We start from the raw sequence: 20539 nt of genomic DNA, 5'->3' as shown, positions 1-20539 counted from the left end.
ATGGTTGGCGGGGGATTTTTTTATGCAGAAAGAACTTTCTTCAAAAAATGTCCGGTGTACGATTGAGCGTTCGCCGCAATCTCTTCCGGGCTTCCAGTGGCTACAACTTTCCCCCCATTCACTCCTCCCCCCGGTCCAAGGTCGATCACATGATCGGCGCACTTGATGACATCGAGGTTGTGTTCGATGATGAGGAGGGAATGCCCCGCATCCAGAAGGGCGTCGAAGCACTTCAGCAGCTTGGCAATGTCGTCGAAGTGGAGGCCGGTCGTCGGTTCGTCAAAAATGAAGAGCGTCTGCCCCTCGAACTGCGTCGTCAGATGCGCGGCGAGCTTCACACGCTGCGCCTCGCCGCCGGAGAGCGTCGTCGCAGGCTGGCCAAGCCGCAAATAACCGAGGCCGACATCGTCGAGGATCCTGAGCTTTTGCGCAACGCGCCGGCCGTCTGCGCGGCTTTTGAAAAAATCGATCGCTTCGCTGACGGTCATTGAAAGAATATCGTCGACATTTTTTCCGTTATACCGGATGTCCAGGGCTTCTTTTTTGTAGCGCTTCCCTTTGCAGCTCTCGCACGTGAGGTACAAATCCGCCATGAACTGCATTTCGATCTTCTGAACTCCGTCCCCCTCGCAGGTCTCGCAGCGGCCACCGGGAACGTTGAATGAAAAATATCCGGGCGCATACCCGTGAATCTTCGCCGCCTGGGTGCCGGCAAGCAGGTCGCGGATCAACTCGAAGGCTTTGATGTAGGTGATCGGGTTCGATCGCGGGGAACGGCCGATCGGCGACTGGTCGACAAGCTCGACCGCCGAGAGATGCTCGAACCCTTCGATCGAGCCGGCGCCCAACACTCCGCCCCCTTCCGCCTGCAGTTTCTTCTTCAATCCTTGATAAAGAACCTCGTGGACGAGCGTACTCTTCCCCGACCCGCTGACGCCGGTGATGCAGACGAACATGTTCAGCGGAATCGTCACGTCGATATTTCTCAAGTTATGCTCGAAAGCGTTCAATACTTTCACCGACGCGGAGCTTTTCTTTCTTCGTGCTTTCGGAATAGGAATCGACAACTTCCCGCCGAGATATTTCCCGGTGAGAGACGAACTGTCGGCGATGCAATCCTTGTATGGCCCAAAAAAAGTGACCTCGCCGCCGTGTTCTCCCGCCTTCGGTCCCATGTCGATAAGCACGTCCGCTTCCCTCATCATATCGGAATCGTGTTCGACCACCAGCACCGTATTGCCGATGTCGCGGAGCGATTTGAGGATGCGGATCAGCCGGTCGTTGTCGAGCGGATGAAGGCCGATGCTCGGCTCGTCCAGCACGTAGATCGACCCGACAAGCGATGAGCCGATGGACGTTGCAAGGTTGATCCGCTGGGATTCTCCTCCGGAAAGAGTCGACGAAAGCCGGTCGAGCGTGATATAGCCGAGGCCGACATCGACCAAATAGCGGAGGCGCTTTTGGATCTCGTCCAAAATTCTCTTGCAAACGCTCAGCTCAAAATCGGAGAATTCGGCTTTTCTGAAAAATTCATCCGCCGCTTCGATGGTCATTTCAACGACGCCGGCGATCGTAGAGCCGCAAATCTTGACATCGAGCGCATCCTTGCGGAGCCGCGCTCCTCCGCATTCATCGCATGTCGTATAGCCGCGGTACTTGCTCAGCAAGACGCGGTACTGAATTTTATACGCCTTCCTCTCGACCATTTTAAAGAAGCCGTTGATGCCGTCGAACTGGCGGCCGTAGCCGTTCATGACGATGCCCAGCTGCTCGGGGGTGAGTTTGGAAAACGGGACATTCATCGGAACCTTTGCATCGACGGCGATCGAAAAGAGGTCGCGCAGATTCTCGCGGAATTTCGGCGTGGTCCACGGCTGGATCGCGCCGTCGCGCAGCGATTTTTCTTTGTTGGGAACGATCAGGTCCATGTCCAGTCCGACGGCGCGGCCGAATCCCTGGCACTTGGGACAAGCCCCGATCGGATTGTTGAACGAAAAAAGATGCGGCTCCGGCTCTTCATACCGGATGTGGTCGACGGGACATTCGAAATGCTGGTTAAACGAGAGCTGCTCCTTGTTCCCCAAATTATAGAGCATGCAATAGCCGTCCCCCTCGACAAAAGCGGTTTGAATCGAATCGGCCAGCCGCGTTTCGCTCGCTTTCTCGCTCTTCCTCAGAACATAGCGGTCGACGAGAACGAAGATCCCCTTCTTTGAAGAAGTGTACGACCGCTCGTTCAGGTCGATCAATTCGCCGTTGACGATCAGGCGGAAGAAACCGCGTTTCTTCAATGCGGCGAGCTCTTCTTTCAACGTGTGCCCTTCGTGTTCCCGCATCGGGAACGTCACATAAAATTTCGCGCCGTCCTCTTCCTGCAATACCCGGTCGACCACAGAATGGACAGAGTCGCGCGTGATCACCCGTCCGCAGACGCGGCAGTATGTTTTTCCGACGCGGGCAAAAAGGAGGCGGAGATAATCGTAGATCTCTGTCGTCGTTGCGACCGTCGATCGGGGGTTGCGGGTGTTGGTTTTTTGCTCGATGGCGATGGCGGGACTCATCCCCTGGATCATGTCGACATCCGGCTTATCCATGCGCTCCAAGAACTGACGGGCATACGACGAAAGGCTTTCGACGTACCGGCGCTGACCCTCCGCATAGATGGTATCGAACGCGAGGCTCGATTTTCCGGAGCCGCTGACCCCGGTGATGACGACCAGCTTGTTCCGCGGGATGTCAATGCTGATGTTCTTCAGGTTGTGCACACGCGCGCCGCGGATGCTGAGAACATCCTTCCCGGCAGGAGTTGCCTCATGTTTTTTTGAAGATACCGCTGCTTCTTCTTTTTTCGGCATTACTTTTGGGGGAGAAAAAACTGAAAAGAATTCGATGAAGGATAGCGATAATACAAATTATTTGCAAGGATTGGCGGAGAATGCAATGCGGGCTAATGAAGTGAGCTGGCCGAAACTCTTTATTACAGCTTGCGCAACTCCCACACATCAGCAGCCTGTGAGAATGGCGTTGTAATCCGGGTCGTGACTCATTTTGCAGGGTCAAGCGGTAACTTTTCAGCCGAATGTCCGGAATTTCCCTCCTTGCTTCACTCGCCAAAAATGGCTACATTGGTGGGAATTTTTTCGGGAAGATGGGCAAGACAAACCTCAAAGGGCTTCCGCTGGATCAGCTGGAAGCTTTTGTTGCTTCAATAGGCGAGCCAAAATACCGGGCGAAGCAAATTTTCACCTGGCTGTACAAGCAACGGGTGTCGTCATTCGACGCGATGACGACGCTGTCGCAGCGGCTTCGCGAACAGCTTACCCGGGAAGCAGCGATCGATCGGCTTGCCGTCGCAGACCAGCAGCGTTCCGGATCCGACGGGACGATAAAATTTCTTTTCGGGCTGTCGGATGGAATGAAAATAGAGAGCGTCCTGATTCCGCCGCGAAAGGAATCGGTCGACGCCGAAAAAAGGCTGACGCTCTGCATCTCGACCCAGGTCGGATGCCCGCTCGACTGCAAGTTCTGCGCAACGGCGACAATGGGTTTCAGCAGAAACCTCGCCGCCGGAGAGATCGTTGACCAGGTACTGACGGTGCAGGCAATGAGCAGCAAGCCGATCACGAATGTCGTTTACATGGGGATGGGGGAACCGATGCTGAATTACGACAACGTGATGACGTCGGTCGATATTCTCTCGTCGGAATTCGGCATGGGAATCAGTCCGCGGCGCATCACCATCTCCACCGCCGGTTATGCCGAACAGATCAAGCGGATGGCGGATGAAGGGCGGAAACCGAAGCTGGCGCTCTCGCTCCATTCATTGGACAACGAGACCCGCACCCGGCTGATGCCCATCACGAAAAAATTCCCCGTCGAAGAGCTGCTCGACGCGCTCGAATACTACTCGCACAAGACGCGGAAAAATGTCATGTTCGAATATATTCTTTTCGACGGGGTCAACGACGGCGACGATGACGTCAAGAAGATCATCAAAGCATCGCGCCGTTTTCCGTGCAGAGTGAACCTGATCCCGTTCCATTCGATCGTGTTCACCAACCCGCGCGGATTTTCTGCGTCGCTGAAAGGATCGCCGCAGGAAAGAATCACCCGGTTTGCCAAAAAGCTCCGGGACGCCGGCATCCCGGTGTTCGTCCGCCACAGCGCCGGTGAGGATATCGACGCCGCATGCGGCCAGCTCGCGGTAAAGAGTGAAGCGGCGTAAGCGTCAACGACAATTAACAAAATTTGTAATCAGCAGCCTCTCAATTGTGAAACCAGACTATGAATATTATCCTCTTTGGAGCTCCTGGCGTCGGCAAAGGGACGCAGGCGAAGATACTCTCCCACATCTACCACATCCCTCACATTTCGACCGGCGACATCCTGCGCGATGCGATCAATGAGAAGACGCCGCTCGGCCTCAAGGCCAACGAATTCATGGCAAAGGGGAAGCTGGTTCCCGACAACGTCATGATCGGCCTGATCAAAGATATCCTCCAGACCGACCGCTGCAAAAACGGATTCATCCTCGACGGATTTCCGAGAACGGTGGCTCAGGCAAAGGCGCTTCATCCGATCTTCAAGGAGCTGCATATCAAAGTCCACAAGGTGATCAACCTTGAAGTGGACGAACAGGAGATCGTTGACCGGCTGACCAAGCGGCTGGTCTGCAAAAGCTGCGGGAAGATCTATAATTCCGAGATCGACCATTTCAGCACGGCGGATAAATGCTTCAAGTGCGGAGGCGAGCTCGCGGAACGGGGAGACGATACGCCGGACACGATACGGAAACGCCTGGAAATTTACCGCACAGAAACCGAGCCCGTCAAAAAGTATTACCAGGATCTGGGGCTTCTTCAGAACGTCAACGGGGTCGGAGAGATCGTCGACATTATCCAGCGGCTGTTGTCGGTACTGCAGAACTAATTGAGGCCCATGGCTTCTTCAAAAAAAATATTCCGGAATCTCGGCTCCAGCGATGCGCCGGTCGTCATTGCGCATCGGGGATTTTCAGAGGAGGCGCCGGAAAATTCGCTCGCCGCATTTCATAAAGCCGTCGAAGCAAAAGCCGACATGTTCGAGCTCGACGTGCGGCTATCGGCAGACAACGAATTTGTCGTTTTCCACGACAAAAAACTCAATCGAACCTCCGACGGACACGGTCCGCTGAAAAAGTTCACCGCAAAGGAGCTCTCCGGCTTCGATAACGGAACCTGGTTTTCCCGAAAATTCTCCCGCGAGAGGATCCCGCTTCTTAAAGACATTCTTCCCCTCACCAAACGGGGCATCGGTATCAACATAGAAATCAAGCCCGATGTCGTGGGACTCGACGGTTTCTCGGTGGAAGAAGAAATCGTCCGCCTTATAGCAAAATTCAAAGCCACCCATCGTATTATGTTTTCATCCTTCAACCATTCCACGATGAGGGCAATCAAACGCATCGACAGCAGCATCGTCACCGGAATTCTTTACAATCCGATCGCGGATTTCCGTCACTCCCCCTCCCAGTTGGCGGCCCGCGCCCATGCCGACATCTTTATCTGCAGCAAATATCAGCTTAACGGCGACGTTATGCACGACGCGCATAAGGCGGATTGCCGCGTTTATGTCTACGGCGTGAAATCCGAACGGGACGTGGCGCGCATGGTGCATCTCGGAGCCGACGGAATCATTGCCGACAATCCAGCCATGGTCAAAAGCGCGATCGCTTCCCTCCTCCGTTGAAAAGCTCACCGCTCCTCTCCTCCGTACGGAGGGAATATTCCACCGCGGCTGGATCAAGGCGTGGCTGCCGGTGCGGATATGGATCAGCATCGACACAGCGGAGGACACCCGGGGGTCGGACATCCATGTGAAACTTACGATGGGGGGTGAGGGATCGCTCGGCGATCGAAGGTACATTCAAACGAGCAGCACGGCAGCAACAGCAAAGGCGGGAACACCGGCGCTACACCGGACCATCAACCTCGATGACGGCAAACGCAGCGACCGCGGTTTCAGAATGAGAGAGAGTGAGATGAACCCTGCTTTTCTTTAAGGCCGCCGCCGTCGAACCGTGCAGCGTGACATTCGGTTTCCCCGACAGCTCGTTCGTCACTTCCACATTTTTCCACTCAAATTCTCCGCTCCATCCCGTCGAAAGCGCCTTGCTGACCGCTTCCTTAGCCGCGAAGCGCGCGGCAAAATGCTGCGCGGGATTTTTTCGCGAACGGCAGTACGCAATTTCTGCGTCGGTAAAAATCTTCCGAAGAAACGTCTCACCGAACTCGTCGATCGACGATTGAATCCGCTGGATTTCGATCAGGTCTACGCCGATTCCTTGAATCACGTTCTGTTTCTCCGGCCAACAATGAACATTGAGGTCTATAGTCTCATGCTGTTTTCATTCCGCACGACATCGATCAATTCAGCAATGTCATCCACTTCAAAATCCGCGTTGGAATCGACAGTGCCGAAAGTATCGCCATAGCGGGCGAAGACCGTCTTCATCCCGACTTTTGCGGCGCCGACGACGTCCCGTTCCTCCCAGTCTCCCACCATCAGCGCTTCTGCCGGCTCGACCCTGAGGAGCTCCAATGCGCGGCGGAAGGGGGCTTCATGCGGTTTCCGCTGGCCGGTATCTTCGAACGTAACAACATGGTCGAAGATGTGGTGGAAATTGAGATACGATAGCCGCAGCCATGCTTCACGCGCCGGAGCATCGGAGACGACGGCAAGCCGAATGCCCATCTTCAAGAGTTCCATGAGCGTCATATACACGTGCGGATACGGAACGAGCGCGGCTTCACGTGCACGGCGATACGCAATGACCCCGGCGGACAAGATCTTGTAATCCATTTTCTGGAATTCGCCGTACAGCAGCTGGTCGAACACATTCTGGAATTCCATTCCCCGCTCTTTATAGATAGCATCGATGCGCGACTGAATCTCCTTGCGGCTCAGGTTCAACCCTGCGTCGATCATTGCGTTGATCGCCGCATCGATTGCCTGGCGTTTCATCTGCATGAAGTCGACGAGAGTATTGTCGAGGTCGAAAACGACGGCTTTGATCATGAGACGGGCGCTGAATGTTGGATGAGTGTTTCGACGGCGATGCGGTAGCCGTCGACGCCAAACCCTGAAATTTGTGCCTTGCAAACCGGAGCAGTGACGGAATTTTTCCGAAACTCTTCCCGCAAGTGAATATTGGAAATGTGTACTTCGATGACGGGAATCGTCAGCGCCGCGATCGCATCGCGAATCGCGTACGAATAATGAGTATACGCCGCGGCATTCAGGACAACGCCGTCGTTCTTATCGGGCTGGGCGGTTTGCAGGCGGTCGATGATCGCTCCCTCATGGTTCGATTGAAAGAACGTGAAGCGAACCCGAGGAAATGCTTTCGTCAAATCGTCCTCAATATCCTTCAGCGTTTGGCTGCCGTAGATCTCCGGCTCGCGCCTCCCGAGCAAATTAAGATTCGGGCCGTTAATGACGAGAATATTCATGGACTTCTTGTCGAACCGTTATATTGTTCCCAGAGTGAGGGCTTACCGCGCACGCACGAGTTCGTCTTCTATGAAGAGACGAACCGCCGGCTTGATGTAGATATTTTCGATCCCGAGTTCGCCGAACGCCTGCGAGATCACCGATGCTTTCTTGTTGGGGTTGAGTTTTTTGTTCACAACGATGATCCGCGCATCCTTGAGAAGGCAGTACCCGCCGTCAAAATCCCCCTTCTCATAGCGGATGGTCACGCCCATGTCCCGGGCGACCGTCTCCAGCTCTGATAATGTTTCTTCCACTGTCATACGATGGGCATCAATTCCATGTTGTCGTTCATTCCGGCTTCTTCAACGGCTGCCAGATCGCAAGTCCGACGATCGTATAATAGGACAACAGCGCGATGATCGGCATTCCTGCCAGCGCCGCAAGCCGGTGGATGAACAATACTCTAAAATCCGTCGGCGCAGCGTTAGAAAAGAAATCAAGGGTGATCATTTTCCAGTCGAGAACGAGCGTGTAGAACTCGACGGGAGAAAAAATAAAAAAGATGAGCGCGCTCATCATGAGCCAGCCGTTGCGTTTAAGGCTGAGCGTCGTCGTCCGCACGAACACAACCGCGCTGACAAACGTGGCCAGGTATCCGGCGATCACGATCACCGACGTCAGACTGATAAGCCTGAACACTTCCCGTTCAAGGCCGGCGTCGAGGTGGTCCTTGAACTCAAGCGTGCCGAAATTCAAAAGCTCGTTGCCAATTACGGCCCTGACGTTCACCGCTCCAAGCCACACTACCGCGCTGACGATAAGAACAAACAGCGAAATCCTCGTACTAAGCTTTTGCATTGGGTAAAATTAGAATAAATCTCCCCGAATTGCAAACTTTTGCCGGCGTCTCAGCCTGAATTTGATAACCCTCTCTGCTTTCTCTCTTGCCAGAGAAAGAAGAACCTCGCGTCCGAAGAATCCCTTCGGGAAAGTCGGAACCCTTGCAATGCCTTCCTTCACACGTGTTCGAGAGATCGGCGCGCGGGCAGGATTCGATCGAAGGATTTCCCGAAGGTCCAACGGATTCCTTTGGAGCATTCCTTCGGATCTCAGAAAGAAGGGAACTCTGTCAAATTGAGACACCACTTAAACTTTTTCATCCAACCGCCTATTCGTATAGAAGATATTTTTTCCGAATCGGCAGGAATGCCTCGACCTCTCTTTTCCACTCCGCGACGATCGTCGGCACCGGAACTTTTTGTTCCAACGCGATCCTGACCGCATCGGTTCCCATCACGCGGTCGAACATCCGCACACGCGAAGAATCCGAATGTGAAAGAACGTCCCGGTCCGGATAAAAATCGTCGATCGCCTGCAGAATATACAATTGAATATTCACCAGGTCGGCTTGTTCCCGGTCCATCAGATGGATCTCAACTCCGTTCACTTGTTTCCCTTGCATCGGTCCGTAGAACGGAGTATAGACGACCGGCCGGAAATGGACCCCCGCGATATATTTGCTGTTCAATGTGCGAGCCAATGCCTTACCGTCGACCCATGGAGCACCAACGACTTGAAATGGCATCGTATAACCGACGCCGACATTCAACCCTTCAAGCTCACCGATGATTCCTGTTGCCGCACAGAACAACGCTGTCGCGGCAAATGGAATATGCGGCGATGTCGGAACCCACTGAAGCCCGGTGTCTTCCCACCACATCGACCGGTTCCATCCTTCCATTTTTACGACCGCGAGCTTGCATTTTTTCCCTCCTTCAAGCCATCCTTCATTGTTCAACAATGAAGCGAGCTCGCCGCAGGTCATTCCATAAACATACGGGATGGGAAACAAACCGACGAACGACTTGAACTTTGGGTCGAGGACATTCCCCTCGACCTTGTTCCCGGTCAAAGGATCTGGACGGTCGAGAACAACGAATTCAATATTATGTTCTGCCGCCGCACTCATGGCGTTCGCCATCGTGCTGATGAAGGTATACGACCGGACACCGATGTCCTGTATATCGTAGACCAGGACATCGATTCCCTTGAGCATTTCACCGGTCGGCTTTGTCGTCTTGCCGTAGAGTGAGTACACCGGAACGCCGGTTGCTGAGTCGATGTAGGAATCAATGCGGCTGCCGGCCACGGCATCACCGCGTATGCCATGCTCGGGAGCGAACAGGGCGACCAGTTTCAATTGGTCGGCGTGCGAAAAAATGTCTGCAGCGGAGATGAGACCGGCCGTAACGCCCGTCGGATTGGTAATGAGGCCGACGTGTTTTCCTTTGAGGATGGAAAAATCGTTCTCGACAAGAACGTCGATTCCGGTGCGCACCGCCGGCGCAGGTTCATGAGGAGTTTGAGATGCTGCCGTTGATGCAAGAATCAAAAAAATGAAAAACTTCGCCATCGAGGAACCTGCATGCTCAACAATTCAATATCGCAACAACGCCCCGTGGGCCTCGATTTGCGCTAGATTCCACGCAATTCCGTCGCTTTCGCGACGCGGTCGAGTGCGAGAATATACGCCCCGATCCTCATCGTGACATTATACTTCTCCGATGTTTTCTCCACGTCGGCGAAACTTCTCGTCATGACTTTTTCGAGCTCCGCGACAACTCGGGAATAGTCCCAGCGGAACTGCTGAAGGTTCTGCGCCCATTCAAAGTAGCTCACAGTCACGCCTCCCGCATTGGCATAAATGTCCGGGACAACGGGAATCTTCTTTGCTGCAAAGATCTCGTCCGCTTCGTACGTCGTAGGTCCGTTCGCGGCTTCGACGATCAGCTTTGCTTGGACACGGTCGGCATTTTTTCCGTGCAATTGTCCGCCAAGGGCGGCGGGAATGAGGACATCACATTTCAGCTCAAGCAGCTCGCTGTTCGAAATTTTTGCGCCCCCTTTCAGGCCGACAACAGAACCCGTTTCAACGAGGTGTTCCATGGCATCCTTGAAACGGATCCCGCGCGGGTTGTAGATTCCCCCTTTCACATCGCTGACGGCGACAACTTTTGCGCCGAACTCCTCTTCCAGGATCCTCGCGGTGTGTGCGCCAACGTTGCCGAACCCCTGAATTGCGATCGACATTTTCTTCAAATCAAATTTCATTGATTTTGAAGTTTCGCGCAACGCAATGCAGACGCCGCGTCCCGTTGCTTCATCCCGTCCCACCGATCCCCCTAACTCAACCGGCTTGCCGGTCACGACAGCCGGCGTGTGGCCATGCCGTCTGCTGTACTGGTCCATCATCCAGGACATAACTTGAGCGTTCGTGTTGACGTCCGGCGCGGGAATATCCTCCGAGGGACCGATGATGCAGTCTATTTTTTGGGTAAAGACGCGCGTCAGCCGTTCGAGCTCGCCTTTAGAAAACTGGCGCGGGTCGACTGCGATCCCTCCCTTCGCTCCGCCGAAGGGAATGTCAACCACGGCGGTCTTCCACGTCATCAGCGATGAGAGGGCGCGCACTTCATCAAGGTCCACATCGGGGTGATAACGGATGCCACCTTTATTCGGTCCCCGTGCATTGTTGTGCTGAACGCGATAGCCGATCAGCGTATTTAGTTTACCGTTGTCCATGATGATCGGAATTTCGACCCGCAGCTCGCGGTCGGGTGTTTTAATAAGCTGCTTCAATTCGTCGCTGAGTTGGAGCTTTGCGGCAGCAATGTCGAAATTATGCAGCACGACGTCATACGACGTAATCGGTTTCGCGGGGGGTTGAGCGGTGCGAGACGGCGGCGCTGCCGACGGTTTCGGAGCAAGGGGTAGCGCTTTTTTCTTCAATGCCTTCTTCTTCCCTTTCTTCACAGGCAGCTTCTTTTTTGGGGCACGTACAGTCTTTTTCCTGCTCCGAACCTTGTTTCTTCTTTTTATTTTACGAGCCATCGCAAGCTCCTTTCGGACCGCTTAGAGAGTAGGGGTAGATGATTTCAACGCGACGACGAACCGATGAATTCGAAACAACGTAAAGACAAGGATCACAAGAACAAGAAAATTCAGGATGATGCGGAAGGACGAAAACGGCGGATCGATGAGATCCAGCGCAGCCATCATTACTACTGCGACGGCAAGAAGGTTTCGCGCCTGCCGGAGCACAAGGGCAATGTTCTCATCCTGAGAGACATTCATTCGGACATTCGATGGTCGATCTCCCAATTTTTCAGCCAGGCAATGTCATGCAGCAATTCCATCAATGCGGTTAACCCGTCGTGCGTCATTCCAAAATATGCCGACATAAAATGTTTTTTGACCTCATCGGGCGCTTCTTTGACAAGCAGGCGGATCAGCGTCGATGCCTTTTCAAGGTTCTCTGTGAACTCGAACGACAGCTTGCTGTACCCCTCGCCACCGATCCCGATTCTTTTCATCACGCTGTCGGTGTTGACGAGAAATTTTGAAAGAAACGACAGATCGTCCAAAACCTGCTCCTGATGATGAAGCCGGGAAAGTTCAATAAGTGAAGCGAGGTCGGGAGAATGGCGCAAGGCATGACGTGAGTAGTCCTGGAGCGATGCAACAAAGGACTCCGTTTGTTGACTGACGATCATGCACAGTTTTTGGGAGTGGCTTATCGGGTAATTTTTTGACGGTTTCAATATAGAGCATCTTCAAAAGAGAATCAATAAAAATGCTCTTACGGGAAGAGTCGTTCGGAATGGAGTGGATTGAGCGGCAGATGTCGTTGCTTGAGGTCCCCAATGAGGGATGAAACCCCTTATTTACTGGAGGAAATAGCGAATTTCCCGGTCTTATAGACTACGACTCCCCCCTTCTTCCCTTTCACTTTTGTGCGGCGAAGTCTCGTTAGCGGGTAGGATCCTTTTAAAACCCCGACGGTAGCTTCTGATACGAGGATGTCTGTCCTGAATTGCTTGGTCAGCCCTTCGATGCGCGAGGCAAGGTTGACTGCATCGCCGATGACGGTATATTCAAGTCTGTTGGGGGATCCGACGCTCCCTGCGATCACCTCACCGGTGTGGATTCCGATGCCGATTCGAATGGGAGAAAACTTTGCCCGTGAAGAACGTTTTAACTCCTCATTCAAGCGGGCAAGCTCGGCGCGCATGGCAAACGCAGCCTGCACTGCGCGGTCAGGGTCATCATCTTTCGCGAGCGGAGCTCCAAAAAGCACCATCAGCGCATCGCCGATATACTTGTCGACCGTGCCGTCGTAGCGTTCGACAACTGAGACCATTCTTTCCAGATATTTGTTCAAAACGTCGACAAGCATTTCAGCGTTTGATTCTTCCGTCCGTTTCGTGAAATCCCTGATGTCGGACATCAATATTGTCACGGTGCGCCGTTCTCCACCAAGACGGAAACCCTGTCCTCCTTCGGCGTTGACTCCCTCATGAAGGATCTTTTCCATGACGGTCGGAGCAACATACTTCCCGAAGGTATCTTTGATGAAATTCCTCTCGCGCAATCCGGCGATCATCCGGTTAAAGCCATCCCCGATCGTCGAAAACTCGTCCGTCGAATAAATTTTCACTTCATGGTCGAACGAACCCTCTTCGACCTCTTTCAAACCGGCAACAAGCATTCTGGTCGATTGGTTGATGTCCCGGGCGACAAGAACGAGAAGCGCTCCCAGCAGCAGCATCGACGCGACAATAATTGATATGGTCCCCCCGCGGAGCGACGACGATTCCGCCGTTATACGATCCAGCGAAACTGCGACGCATACGATCATCCTGCCGTCAGAGGATGGCACTTTGGCTGCGATGATACCGGCGTCCGACAACGTCGCCGCCTTTTCATCAAAGAACTTCAGCACGCGGGCTTTTTGAAAATCCTCGAGGCTCGGACCCGAAAACGACAGTCCGCCCGATGCATCCTTTACAATAACGGTTTCCCCTTCACCGGAGGCAGAGACGATGCCCTGCCGCCGGGGAGAATCAGTTCCGGGGAGGAACATTGAGAACAGCCTCGCCTCGTGGCACAGATAATCCTGTTCTTTTTCGATGAGCAGGCTTGTATGTTTCTTGTTCAGACTGACGCCCAAGATAAACAACGGCGCCAACCCCAGCATCGTGAAAATGACGATGACCTTTGTCGCGAGGCGCACGTCAACAACGCGCGAAAGATATTGTTCCGGAAGCAACGGCGCTCGTGTTTCGAGCCGCTGCAGCGTCGGAATCATCGCCTTGGAGAATTCAAAATATTCATAGACCGCATGCGCGACCGGAACGACGGTCAGGTTGATCACCCAGTACATGACAAAGTCGCCCGGACTGATGCCGAGGGAGAGATAACGGTTCGCCAGAACTATGAACAGATTGAAAACCCCCGAGCCGATGATCGCGTGGGGGAGAAAAACCCGCAGCACCGCAAAGACAGGAAAATTCAGCGCGCGTTGTTTCGCACGATAGAGGTCATCGTTTGCAAGGGGGCTGCCGGATTCTTCGCTGAGATAGAACTCCCTGATCGGTTTCAAATACCGATGGATCATCAGGACATCCGCCAGCAGCATCGACACGAGCGCCGGAATGAACAGCGGCAGCAGAATTGCAAGCTGACGCGGTGTTGCGCTGAAGGTGTAGATGTAGAACGGAACGGCTGGGATCACGGCAAGCGACGTTCCGACAACGACAGCGCGGATGATTTTCCGGACGAGAGTGGTATACATTTATCTTCTAAGGAATTGGATCACAGAGCGCCCCACTTCATCTGCGCTGATCTCGCTCATGCACCTAAAGTGCCCCTTCGGACATTCGCTTCTGCCGATATGCGAGCAGGGACGACAGCCGAGGGACCTGTTCTCGATGACGACCGATTCCGTCCCGTAAGGGGCAAAGCCGAATTCTTTGACCGTCGAGCCAAAGACAGCGACAACCTTCCGCTGACGGGCGCAGGCGATGTGCATCAGGCCGGTGTCGTTCGTCAGCACCACATCGCAGAACTCCATCGCGGCGGCGACTTCAAGCAGGGACATCGCCCCGGCAAAATTCACCGCTGCATCCGCGGAGACATTTCGGTTGACATGGGAAACGATTCCATCACCATCCTCTTTATCTTCTCCTCCTCCGAACACCAGCACCTTGGCGCGGTATTCCTTCGCAATTTTTCCGCACACCTCGGCAAATTTCTCCTTCTGCCAGCGTTTCGTAAAATGCTTTGCCCCCGGGCAGACGCCGAGGACTTTTTCGAATTCGTTGAGCCGGAGTTTGGCCATTTTTCCCGAGACGCCGAATTGGATCTCATCGGGAATGAACAGCTCAAGCCCTTTGCCGTCGTTGGAAACACCGAAATCCTTGACCGATTCGATGTAGCGGTCGGCGACATGAACGTTCTCCCCGTAGATGTTCCGTTTGAAGTGAACCAACTGCCATCGTTCATACAGCCGTTTATCGATCGTCAGAACTTCCTTGGTATTGCAAAAATTACGCAAATAAATGGTCCGCAGAGAGCTGTGAAGGTCGATGACAAGGTCGTATTGCTCGGCACGGAGAGTCTCTTTCAATTCCTGCAGCGCCGGGAATCCTCTGGAATCATCCAGTTCATGAACGACCGACAGGCGGTGGCTGAATTTCACCAGCTCGGCAAATTCCTTTTTGACGACAAAATCGATTCTCGTCTTCGGACCGGCCGCTCCCCTCAGCACTCTCAGCAAAGGAGAGGTTAAAACGATGTCGCCGATGGAACTTAATCTAAAGACAACTGTTTTATTAGGTAATGTTCGTTTCACATCGATGTCTTTTTTAGCGTCATCCAAAATACAGTTTTGCCATTCCACTTGCAACGAGAACAGGCGAAGGACATCTTGATCAAAAGCCCTGATCCCGCGGCAAGGTAATTCCGACACCGCTGACTACCATAAATTCATCGAAGGCTGCCTAGGTTCATCCGGACGCATTGACGGATGATGTTCAGCAATGCGTTGATTTTCCGGCTGCCAGAAGCTATATTTGTTCTGCCATCAATCAAAAAGGAGCATTACGTAAATGTCCCGTCCTTCAACGCTCGGAGAATTGAAGAAGAGCGGCTACAAGGTTCTTCCCGTCAAAGAAGAGATCCGAAAAAACCTGATCCAGAAAATTCAAAACAACGAACAGCTTTTTCCCGGCATTATCGGGTATGAAAAGACCGTTGTTCCGGCCCTCATCAATGCTATTCTGGCAAAGCATGACATCATCCTATTAGGATTGCGCGGACAGGCAAAGTCGCGCATGGTGCGGCAGATCCCTTCGCTGCTGGACGACTATGTTCCCATTATAAGGGGGAGCGAGATCAACGACAACCCGTTCGCGCCGGTGAGCAAATTCGGCGCCGACCGGATCGCGGAACGAGGTGACGAAACGGAGATCGAATGGGTGCCCCGCGATGCCCGGTTCAGCGAGAAGCTGGCGACGCCGGACGTGACGATCGCGGACCTGATCGGCGATATCGATCCTATCAAGGCGGCAACGCAGCGGCTTCATTATTCGCACGAAGGGGCGATCCATTTCGGCTTGATTCCGCGGAGCAACCGGGGAATTTTTGCGATCAACGAACTCCCCGACCTGCAGCCGCGCATCCAGGTCGGCTTGTTCAACATTCTGGAAGAAAAGGACATTCAGATCCGGGGGTTCAACATCCGGATCCCGCTCGATGTCATGATCATCTTCACCGCGAACCCGGAAGATTACACCAACCGGGGGAACATCATCACGCCCTTAAAGGACAGGATCGATTCACAAATCCTCACGCATTATCCGCGCTCGCTCGACGACGCCATCGCCATCACCGAACAGGAGGCGTGGGTCCGCCGCAATGGAATGGAGGCGCGGGTACCCCACTACTTCAAGGAAATTATCGAGCATATCGCTTTCGAGGCGCGGGCGAGCGAATTTGTCGACCAAAAATCCGGCGTCAGCGCGCGGCTGACCATTGCGGCGATGGAGAACCTTGTCAGCAATGCCGAACGGCGAGCGATCGTCCTGAACGAAAAATGCATCGCGCCGCGCATTTGCGACCTCCCGCACGTTCTTCCCGGACTGACAGGAAAAATTGAGCTGGTGTTCGAAGGGGAACAAGAGGGGTCGATCAAAGTGAGCAAGGCGTTGATCGGAAAGGCTGTCCGTGCGGTCTTCAAGAAGTATTTTCCTGACCCGCTGATGAAGCGCCAAAAAGGTCAGCAGCAAACGCACGAAGACCCCGAATACGGAAAGATCGTCGGGTGGTTTGAATCGGGAAACTCGCTTGAAGTGGCTGACGAAATGCCGCTCGCCGCGTATTTTACCGAGCTCGACCGCGTGAAAGGGCTTCGAGAGTTGACGATGCGACACATGAAGATCGACGAGAGCAATAAGGCCGAGCTGGCTTCGGCGATGGAATTTGCCCTCGACGGGCTCCATCAAAATTCAAAAATCGCCAAAGATGAGGTCGAGCATATCACCACCTACAAGGACATGGTGGGCAGCATCTTCACCGGCCGCGGCAGCAGCGGAGACTACGAGCTGGAAGAAAACGGGTAATTAATTATGAATTATGAATTAGAAATTAGGAATTGAAAAGAACCCACGTGGCATACTTTTTTTTAATTCCTAATTCCTAATTCATAATTCAAATTTCTCAATTGCATTTATGCGCTTTTTATACACCAAATGGACCCCCGGGTCGCAAACCGACGAACAGCGCCTTCAAAGCCTGATGCAGCTCTTCAGTCATCTGCTGGTCCAGACGAGCGGCGATGTTGAAGAGGCGATGGAATGGCTCCGCCAGCTTGCCGAAGAATACGGCATTTTTGACGAGAATCTTTCGATGGAAGACCTCATCCAAAAGCTGAAAGAGCTGGGGATCATCGAAGAGGTCAACAACACGCCGGTACTGACGACAAAAGGGGTACAGAAAATCAGGCAGGATGCGCTGAAAGAAATTTTTTCTTCACTCAAGAAAACGCCGATGGGCTCTCACGAAACGCCCCATACAGGTTCGGGCGTAGAACGGCTGAGCGAGACAAAAAAGTGGGTTTTCGGGGACATGCCGACGAACATCGACCTGACCTCGACGATGACCAACGCGTTCAAGAGGGATGGCATCGAAAATTTCAACCTGATCGAGGACGACCTGGAGGTCTACGACACCGAAAACCTTTCCACGTGTGCGACGGTGCTGATGCTCGACATCAGCCACAGCATGATCTTGTACGGCGAAGACCGGATTACTCCCGCAAAACAAGTAGGGCTTGCGCTGAGCGAACTGATCATGACCAAATTCCCGCGGGACTACATCGCTCTGGTCGTTTTCGGGGACGACGCAAAACTGGTGAGCATCAACGAGCTTCCATTCCTGAATGTCGGTCCATACCACACGAACACGCGCGCCGGCCTGCAGCTCGCGCGGAACCTGCTGCGGCGCTGCGGCAACGTGAACAAACAGATCTTCATGATCACCGACGGCAAGCCATCAGCGATGTTCGACGACGCGGGGCGTTTGTATAAAAACTCTTTCGGTCTCGATCCGAGGATCGTGAACAAAACGCTCGATGAGGCCGTTGCATGCAGAAGGGAAAAGATCACGATCAGCACATTCATGGTTGCACGCGATCCGTATCTCATCAACTTCGTGGAGGAGCTCACTAAAGCAAACCATGGGCGGGCGTATTATTCCTCGCTCAACAATCTCGGCCAGTTCATTTTCGTGGACTACATCAGGAACAGACGCAAACGTTTTTCTTCCTAATTTTCATCCCATCATTACCCAAGCACACAGTGTCTTTTGAAGAGAGATCAATTTCCCTTACTTTGACTCACGTCATTGTTCTATCCCGTCGAACAACAATGAGGAAGATATGAAAAGATCAGCCGCACTGTTTATTGCCGTCGTCCTGGCTGCCGGTTCGTCCGACCTCTTCGCTCTCCCAAAATTTGCGAGCAGGGTCGGCGTGAAATGCCAGGCGTGCCACGTTAATCCGACGGGTAAGGGAATGCGCAATACATTCGGCTCGACGTACGGCCGGGAAGAGCTTCCCATCCACACGTACAGAACCGTCATCGACACCGGCGACGACGGGAAAGTTGCGGCCGCCAAAGAGGACATTACAAATATCGACGACTTTTCCACCGCTATCACGCCCAACCTCTCCTACGGCGCCGATTTCCGCACGCTTTATTTTTACGAAATGAACAGCAAGACATCGAGCTTATTTCAAATGCAGGGAGACCTGTATCTGAATTACAGAGTGAACCGCCAGTTCCTCCTGTACGTGGACAAAGGATTGTACTCCGGCTTCGAGGTATTCGGACTTGCGAAGGTCTTGCCGCTGGATGGGTATCTTAAAATGGGACAGTTCATTCCGGCATACGGCACAAAGATCGACGACCATACCGCATTCATCCGCGGTGGGCCGTACTTCCCGATCAACCCTGCGCTGTCGATGTACCGTCAAGGGCTGGTGTTCGGAGATCGTGCAGAGCAGACAGGAATAGAAGCGGGGATCTCTCCGAGCATTTTTTCGATGCAAGTCGGAATGTTCAACGGGGCACCGAATGCGGGGTTAAACGGAACCGGGGCAACGAAATTCAAAACGATCTCGGTGCGGGGAGATGCGACGATCCAGTCCGAGCATATTAACCTCAACTTCGGCGGTTCGTATTACAACGATCCGAATCCCGACCCGACCGAGAAGGCGATGTTCTACGGCGGATTCGGGTCGATCACCGTGCTCAGAACGCTCACGCTCAACGGCGAATTTGATTACATTCAGTCGCCGGTCGCCGGCGTCACCACGACAGGGTTCATGTCGTACACCGAGCTTAATTATATGTTCGTGAACGGAGTCGACGCCAAGCTCGGATACGATTTTTACGACCCCGACAAAGATCTCAAGACCGGCAGCGAATCCAGGGTCACTGTCGGTGCGGAATTTTTCCTCATGAGCGGCGTCGAAGTTCGTCCGTTGTACCGTTTCAACATGGAGCAGCCGACCCAGCTCAACAACGACGAATTTGACATCATCTTCCATTTCTTCATATAACGGCGCGGGGAATTCATGGCTCTGAAGAACATTCTATGCGTTTGCATCTTCATCCTGACGATGACCATCGTGTCCGGATGTACCGATATGGGAAGCCCCGTCGCTGTCCCCGCAGTCGTTCCGACGATCACCTCGCTGCAGCCGGATTCTGCATTTACGGGAGACACGTTGAGAATTTTCGGAACAAATTTCGGAGCAACCCGCGGATCGAGCGTCGTTTCGATCGGGGGAACGATCGCGGATACGGTGTATGCGTGGAGCTCCGTCGAGATCGACGTTAAGGTGCCGGCTTCTGCCGAGAGCGGCAATGTTTCCGTCACGGTCAACGGTACGGCAAGCAATGGCATGCCGTTCGAAGTTCGTGGAACGCCGGCTCCGACGATCTCTTTTGCCAACGACGTTTTCCCGATCTTTCAGAACTCAGGATGCACCGGCTGCCACGGCGGGAACGGGGGGCTGTTTCTCGACTCGTATGCGCACCTGCTGCGCGGAAACAGCAATCATGGTCCGGTGGTCACCCCCGGGAACGGTGAAGGGAGCGTCATCATAAAAAAACTGCGCGGAACAGCGGGCTTCGGAAGCCGTATGCCGCTGAACGGTCCGTATTTGAGCGACGCGACCATCGGCAAGATTTCTCTTTGGATCACCCAAGGGGCGCTTAATAACTAATACTCAGGATAATTGACGAGGAGAATTCCAGAATGAGGCTGTACGTCGTACTCTTCCTTGCCGCGGTGTTCGCCGGACTTTCATTCCTGACGGCACAGGAAAATTCCCATCAAAAGAAAAGATCAGTGTCGTTTGCGAACGATGTCTTTCCGATCATCAAAAAACATTGCCTGCCATGCCACGCCTCGGACAGCGAAAACCCGAGCGAACTCTACATGGAAACGTATTCGGATATCATGAAGGGGGGAAAACACGGAACGCCCGTCGCTCCCAAAAACGGGGACGAAAGTATCCTTGTAAAGAAATTAAAGCCTGGGCCGCCGTTCGGCGATCAGATGCCGTTGATGACAAAAAAGAAGCTCGATGACGACGAGATTGCCGTGATCAAAAAATGGATCGACCAGGGAGCAAAAAAGAATTGACGCCGGTGTAACT

Annotated in this window: 20 protein-coding genes; 8 read left to right on the top strand and 12 right to left on the bottom strand. The window is 53.4% G+C overall.

What is annotated here, in order from left to right; genetic code table 11:
* Positions 1-20: 20 nt before the first annotated feature.
* On the bottom strand, positions 21-2855 hold the full coding sequence (gene uvrA / locus VMF88_14555) for an excinuclease ABC subunit UvrA (GenBank protein HTY12279.1): 2835 nt from the start codon (positions 2853-2855) through the stop codon (positions 21-23).
* A 224-nt stretch (positions 2856-3079) separates the two neighbouring features.
* On the opposite strand from uvrA, the gene rlmN reads away from it, so the two are divergent.
* Genes rlmN through VMF88_14540 form a run of 3 tightly spaced genes read left to right on the top strand, consistent with a single transcriptional unit; the run spans position 3080 to position 5727 of the window.
* The gene (rlmN, locus tag VMF88_14550) at positions 3080-4225 is read left to right on the top strand and encodes a 23S rRNA (adenine(2503)-C(2))-methyltransferase RlmN (GenBank protein ID HTY12278.1); all 1146 of its coding nucleotides are present in this window, start codon (positions 3080-3082) and stop codon (positions 4223-4225) included.
* Positions 4226-4284: 59 nt separating this feature from the next.
* Positions 4285-4929, top strand: coding sequence for an adenylate kinase (locus tag VMF88_14545; protein HTY12277.1), 645 nt, complete (start codon positions 4285-4287; stop codon positions 4927-4929).
* Positions 4930-4938: 9 nt separating this feature from the next.
* Complete coding sequence (locus VMF88_14540; protein HTY12276.1) at positions 4939-5727, top strand: glycerophosphodiester phosphodiesterase family protein; 789 nt, start codon at positions 4939-4941, stop codon at positions 5725-5727.
* Positions 5728-5950: 223 nt separating this feature from the next.
* Here VMF88_14540 and acpS read toward each other — a convergent pair whose 3' ends face one another.
* The 11 genes from acpS to VMF88_14485 all read right to left on the bottom strand — a co-directional run bounded on the left by acpS (position 5951) and on the right by VMF88_14485 (position 15166).
* Positions 5951-6331: a holo-ACP synthase gene (gene acpS / locus VMF88_14535; protein ID HTY12275.1), complete on the bottom strand. Its 381-nt coding sequence runs from the start codon at positions 6329-6331 to the stop codon at positions 5951-5953.
* 35 nt (positions 6332-6366) lie between these two features.
* Positions 6367-7056, bottom strand: a complete 690-nt coding sequence (locus VMF88_14530) for a TIGR02253 family HAD-type hydrolase (protein ID HTY12274.1) — start codon at positions 7054-7056, stop codon at positions 6367-6369.
* The gene (aroQ, locus tag VMF88_14525; GenBank protein HTY12273.1) at positions 7053-7490 is read right to left on the bottom strand and encodes a type II 3-dehydroquinate dehydratase; all 438 of its coding nucleotides are present in this window, start codon (positions 7488-7490) and stop codon (positions 7053-7055) included. The genes VMF88_14530 and aroQ overlap by 4 nt, the downstream gene beginning before the upstream one ends.
* A gap of 42 nt (positions 7491-7532) precedes the next feature.
* A complete protein-coding gene (locus VMF88_14520) occupies positions 7533-7787 on the bottom strand; it encodes a hypothetical protein (GenBank protein ID HTY12272.1) in 255 nt (84 codons plus the stop codon).
* Between the two features lie 34 nt (positions 7788-7821).
* Positions 7822-8331, bottom strand: a complete 510-nt coding sequence (locus tag VMF88_14515; protein HTY12271.1) for a hypothetical protein — start codon at positions 8329-8331, stop codon at positions 7822-7824.
* Positions 8332-8641: 310 nt separating this feature from the next.
* Complete coding sequence (locus VMF88_14510; GenBank protein ID HTY12270.1) at positions 8642-9886, bottom strand: DUF1343 domain-containing protein; 1245 nt, start codon at positions 9884-9886, stop codon at positions 8642-8644.
* A 62-nt stretch (positions 9887-9948) separates the two neighbouring features.
* Positions 9949-11364, bottom strand: coding sequence for a Glu/Leu/Phe/Val dehydrogenase dimerization domain-containing protein (locus VMF88_14505; protein HTY12269.1), 1416 nt, complete (start codon positions 11362-11364; stop codon positions 9949-9951).
* 21 nt (positions 11365-11385) lie between these two features.
* The gene (locus tag VMF88_14500) at positions 11386-11607 is read right to left on the bottom strand and encodes a hypothetical protein (protein ID HTY12268.1); all 222 of its coding nucleotides are present in this window, start codon (positions 11605-11607) and stop codon (positions 11386-11388) included.
* On the bottom strand, positions 11604-12026 hold the full coding sequence (locus VMF88_14495; protein HTY12267.1) for a hypothetical protein: 423 nt from the start codon (positions 12024-12026) through the stop codon (positions 11604-11606). Before VMF88_14495 ends, VMF88_14500 begins: the two co-directional genes overlap by 4 nt.
* Before the next feature lie 167 nt (positions 12027-12193).
* Entirely contained in the window at positions 12194-14107 is a 1914-nt protein-coding gene (locus VMF88_14490) for an adenylate/guanylate cyclase domain-containing protein (protein ID HTY12266.1), read from the bottom strand.
* On the bottom strand, positions 14108-15166 hold the full coding sequence (locus tag VMF88_14485) for a glycosyltransferase family 9 protein (GenBank protein ID HTY12265.1): 1059 nt from the start codon (positions 15164-15166) through the stop codon (positions 14108-14110). It abuts the gene before it with no gap.
* A 256-nt stretch (positions 15167-15422) separates the two neighbouring features.
* Here VMF88_14485 and VMF88_14480 point away from each other — a divergent pair, with 256 nt between their 5' ends.
* From VMF88_14480 to VMF88_14460, 5 genes are all read left to right on the top strand, one after another.
* Complete coding sequence (locus VMF88_14480; protein HTY12264.1) at positions 15423-16934, top strand: sigma 54-interacting transcriptional regulator; 1512 nt, start codon at positions 15423-15425, stop codon at positions 16932-16934.
* Between the two features lie 109 nt (positions 16935-17043).
* Positions 17044-18141 (top strand): VWA domain-containing protein, encoded by a 1098-nt coding sequence (locus VMF88_14475; GenBank protein ID HTY12263.1) that lies wholly within the window; start codon positions 17044-17046, stop codon positions 18139-18141.
* Between the two features lie 109 nt (positions 18142-18250).
* Positions 18251-19435, top strand: coding sequence for a hypothetical protein (locus tag VMF88_14470; protein HTY12262.1), 1185 nt, complete (start codon positions 18251-18253; stop codon positions 19433-19435).
* Between the two features lie 15 nt (positions 19436-19450).
* Complete coding sequence (locus tag VMF88_14465) at positions 19451-20104, top strand: IPT/TIG domain-containing protein (protein ID HTY12261.1); 654 nt, start codon at positions 19451-19453, stop codon at positions 20102-20104.
* A gap of 32 nt (positions 20105-20136) precedes the next feature.
* On the top strand, positions 20137-20526 hold the full coding sequence (locus tag VMF88_14460; protein HTY12260.1) for a c-type cytochrome domain-containing protein: 390 nt from the start codon (positions 20137-20139) through the stop codon (positions 20524-20526).
* Positions 20527-20539 lie beyond the last annotated feature (13 nt).

Source organism: Bacteroidota bacterium, from assembly GCA_035506275.1.
GTDB lineage: Bacteria > Bacteroidota > Ignavibacteria > UBA10030 > UBA8401 > JAGVPT01.
Note: the sequence above shows the minus strand (reverse complement) of the source record. Positions and strands in the feature narration are given on the sequence as shown.

What these genes read in the sequence shown, in the direction of transcription:
- VMF88_14470 (HTY12262.1), top strand. Translation starts at nt 18,251, where the DNA reads ATGAAAAGATCAGCCGCACTGTTTATTGCCGTCGTCCTGGCTGCCGGT.
- VMF88_14510 (HTY12270.1), bottom strand. Translation starts at nt 9,886, where the DNA reads ATGGCGAAGTTTTTCATTTTTTTGATTCTTGCATCAACGGCAGCATCT.
- VMF88_14495 (HTY12267.1), bottom strand. Translation starts at nt 12,026, where the DNA reads ATGATCGTCAGTCAACAAACGGAGTCCTTTGTTGCATCGCTCCAGGAC.
- VMF88_14480 (HTY12264.1), top strand. Translation starts at nt 15,423, where the DNA reads ATGTCCCGTCCTTCAACGCTCGGAGAATTGAAGAAGAGCGGCTACAAG.
- VMF88_14505 (HTY12269.1), bottom strand. Translation starts at nt 11,364, where the DNA reads ATGGCTCGTAAAATAAAAAGAAGAAACAAGGTTCGGAGCAGGAAAAAG.
- VMF88_14530 (HTY12274.1), bottom strand. Translation starts at nt 7,056, where the DNA reads ATGATCAAAGCCGTCGTTTTCGACCTCGACAATACTCTCGTCGACTTC.
- VMF88_14465 (HTY12261.1), top strand. Translation starts at nt 19,451, where the DNA reads ATGGCTCTGAAGAACATTCTATGCGTTTGCATCTTCATCCTGACGATG.
- VMF88_14545 (HTY12277.1), top strand. Translation starts at nt 4,285, where the DNA reads ATGAATATTATCCTCTTTGGAGCTCCTGGCGTCGGCAAAGGGACGCAG.
- VMF88_14460 (HTY12260.1), top strand. Translation starts at nt 20,137, where the DNA reads ATGAGGCTGTACGTCGTACTCTTCCTTGCCGCGGTGTTCGCCGGACTT.
- VMF88_14500 (HTY12268.1), bottom strand. Translation starts at nt 11,607, where the DNA reads ATGAATGTCTCTCAGGATGAGAACATTGCCCTTGTGCTCCGGCAGGCG.
- uvrA (HTY12279.1), bottom strand. Translation starts at nt 2,855, where the DNA reads ATGCCGAAAAAAGAAGAAGCAGCGGTATCTTCAAAAAAACATGAGGCA.
- VMF88_14515 (HTY12271.1), bottom strand. Translation starts at nt 8,331, where the DNA reads ATGCAAAAGCTTAGTACGAGGATTTCGCTGTTTGTTCTTATCGTCAGC.
- VMF88_14490 (HTY12266.1), bottom strand. Translation starts at nt 14,107, where the DNA reads ATGTATACCACTCTCGTCCGGAAAATCATCCGCGCTGTCGTTGTCGGA.
- VMF88_14475 (HTY12263.1), top strand. Translation starts at nt 17,044, where the DNA reads ATGCGCTTTTTATACACCAAATGGACCCCCGGGTCGCAAACCGACGAA.
- aroQ (HTY12273.1), bottom strand. Translation starts at nt 7,490, where the DNA reads ATGAATATTCTCGTCATTAACGGCCCGAATCTTAATTTGCTCGGGAGG.
- rlmN (HTY12278.1), top strand. Translation starts at nt 3,080, where the DNA reads ATGTCCGGAATTTCCCTCCTTGCTTCACTCGCCAAAAATGGCTACATT.
- VMF88_14540 (HTY12276.1), top strand. Translation starts at nt 4,939, where the DNA reads ATGGCTTCTTCAAAAAAAATATTCCGGAATCTCGGCTCCAGCGATGCG.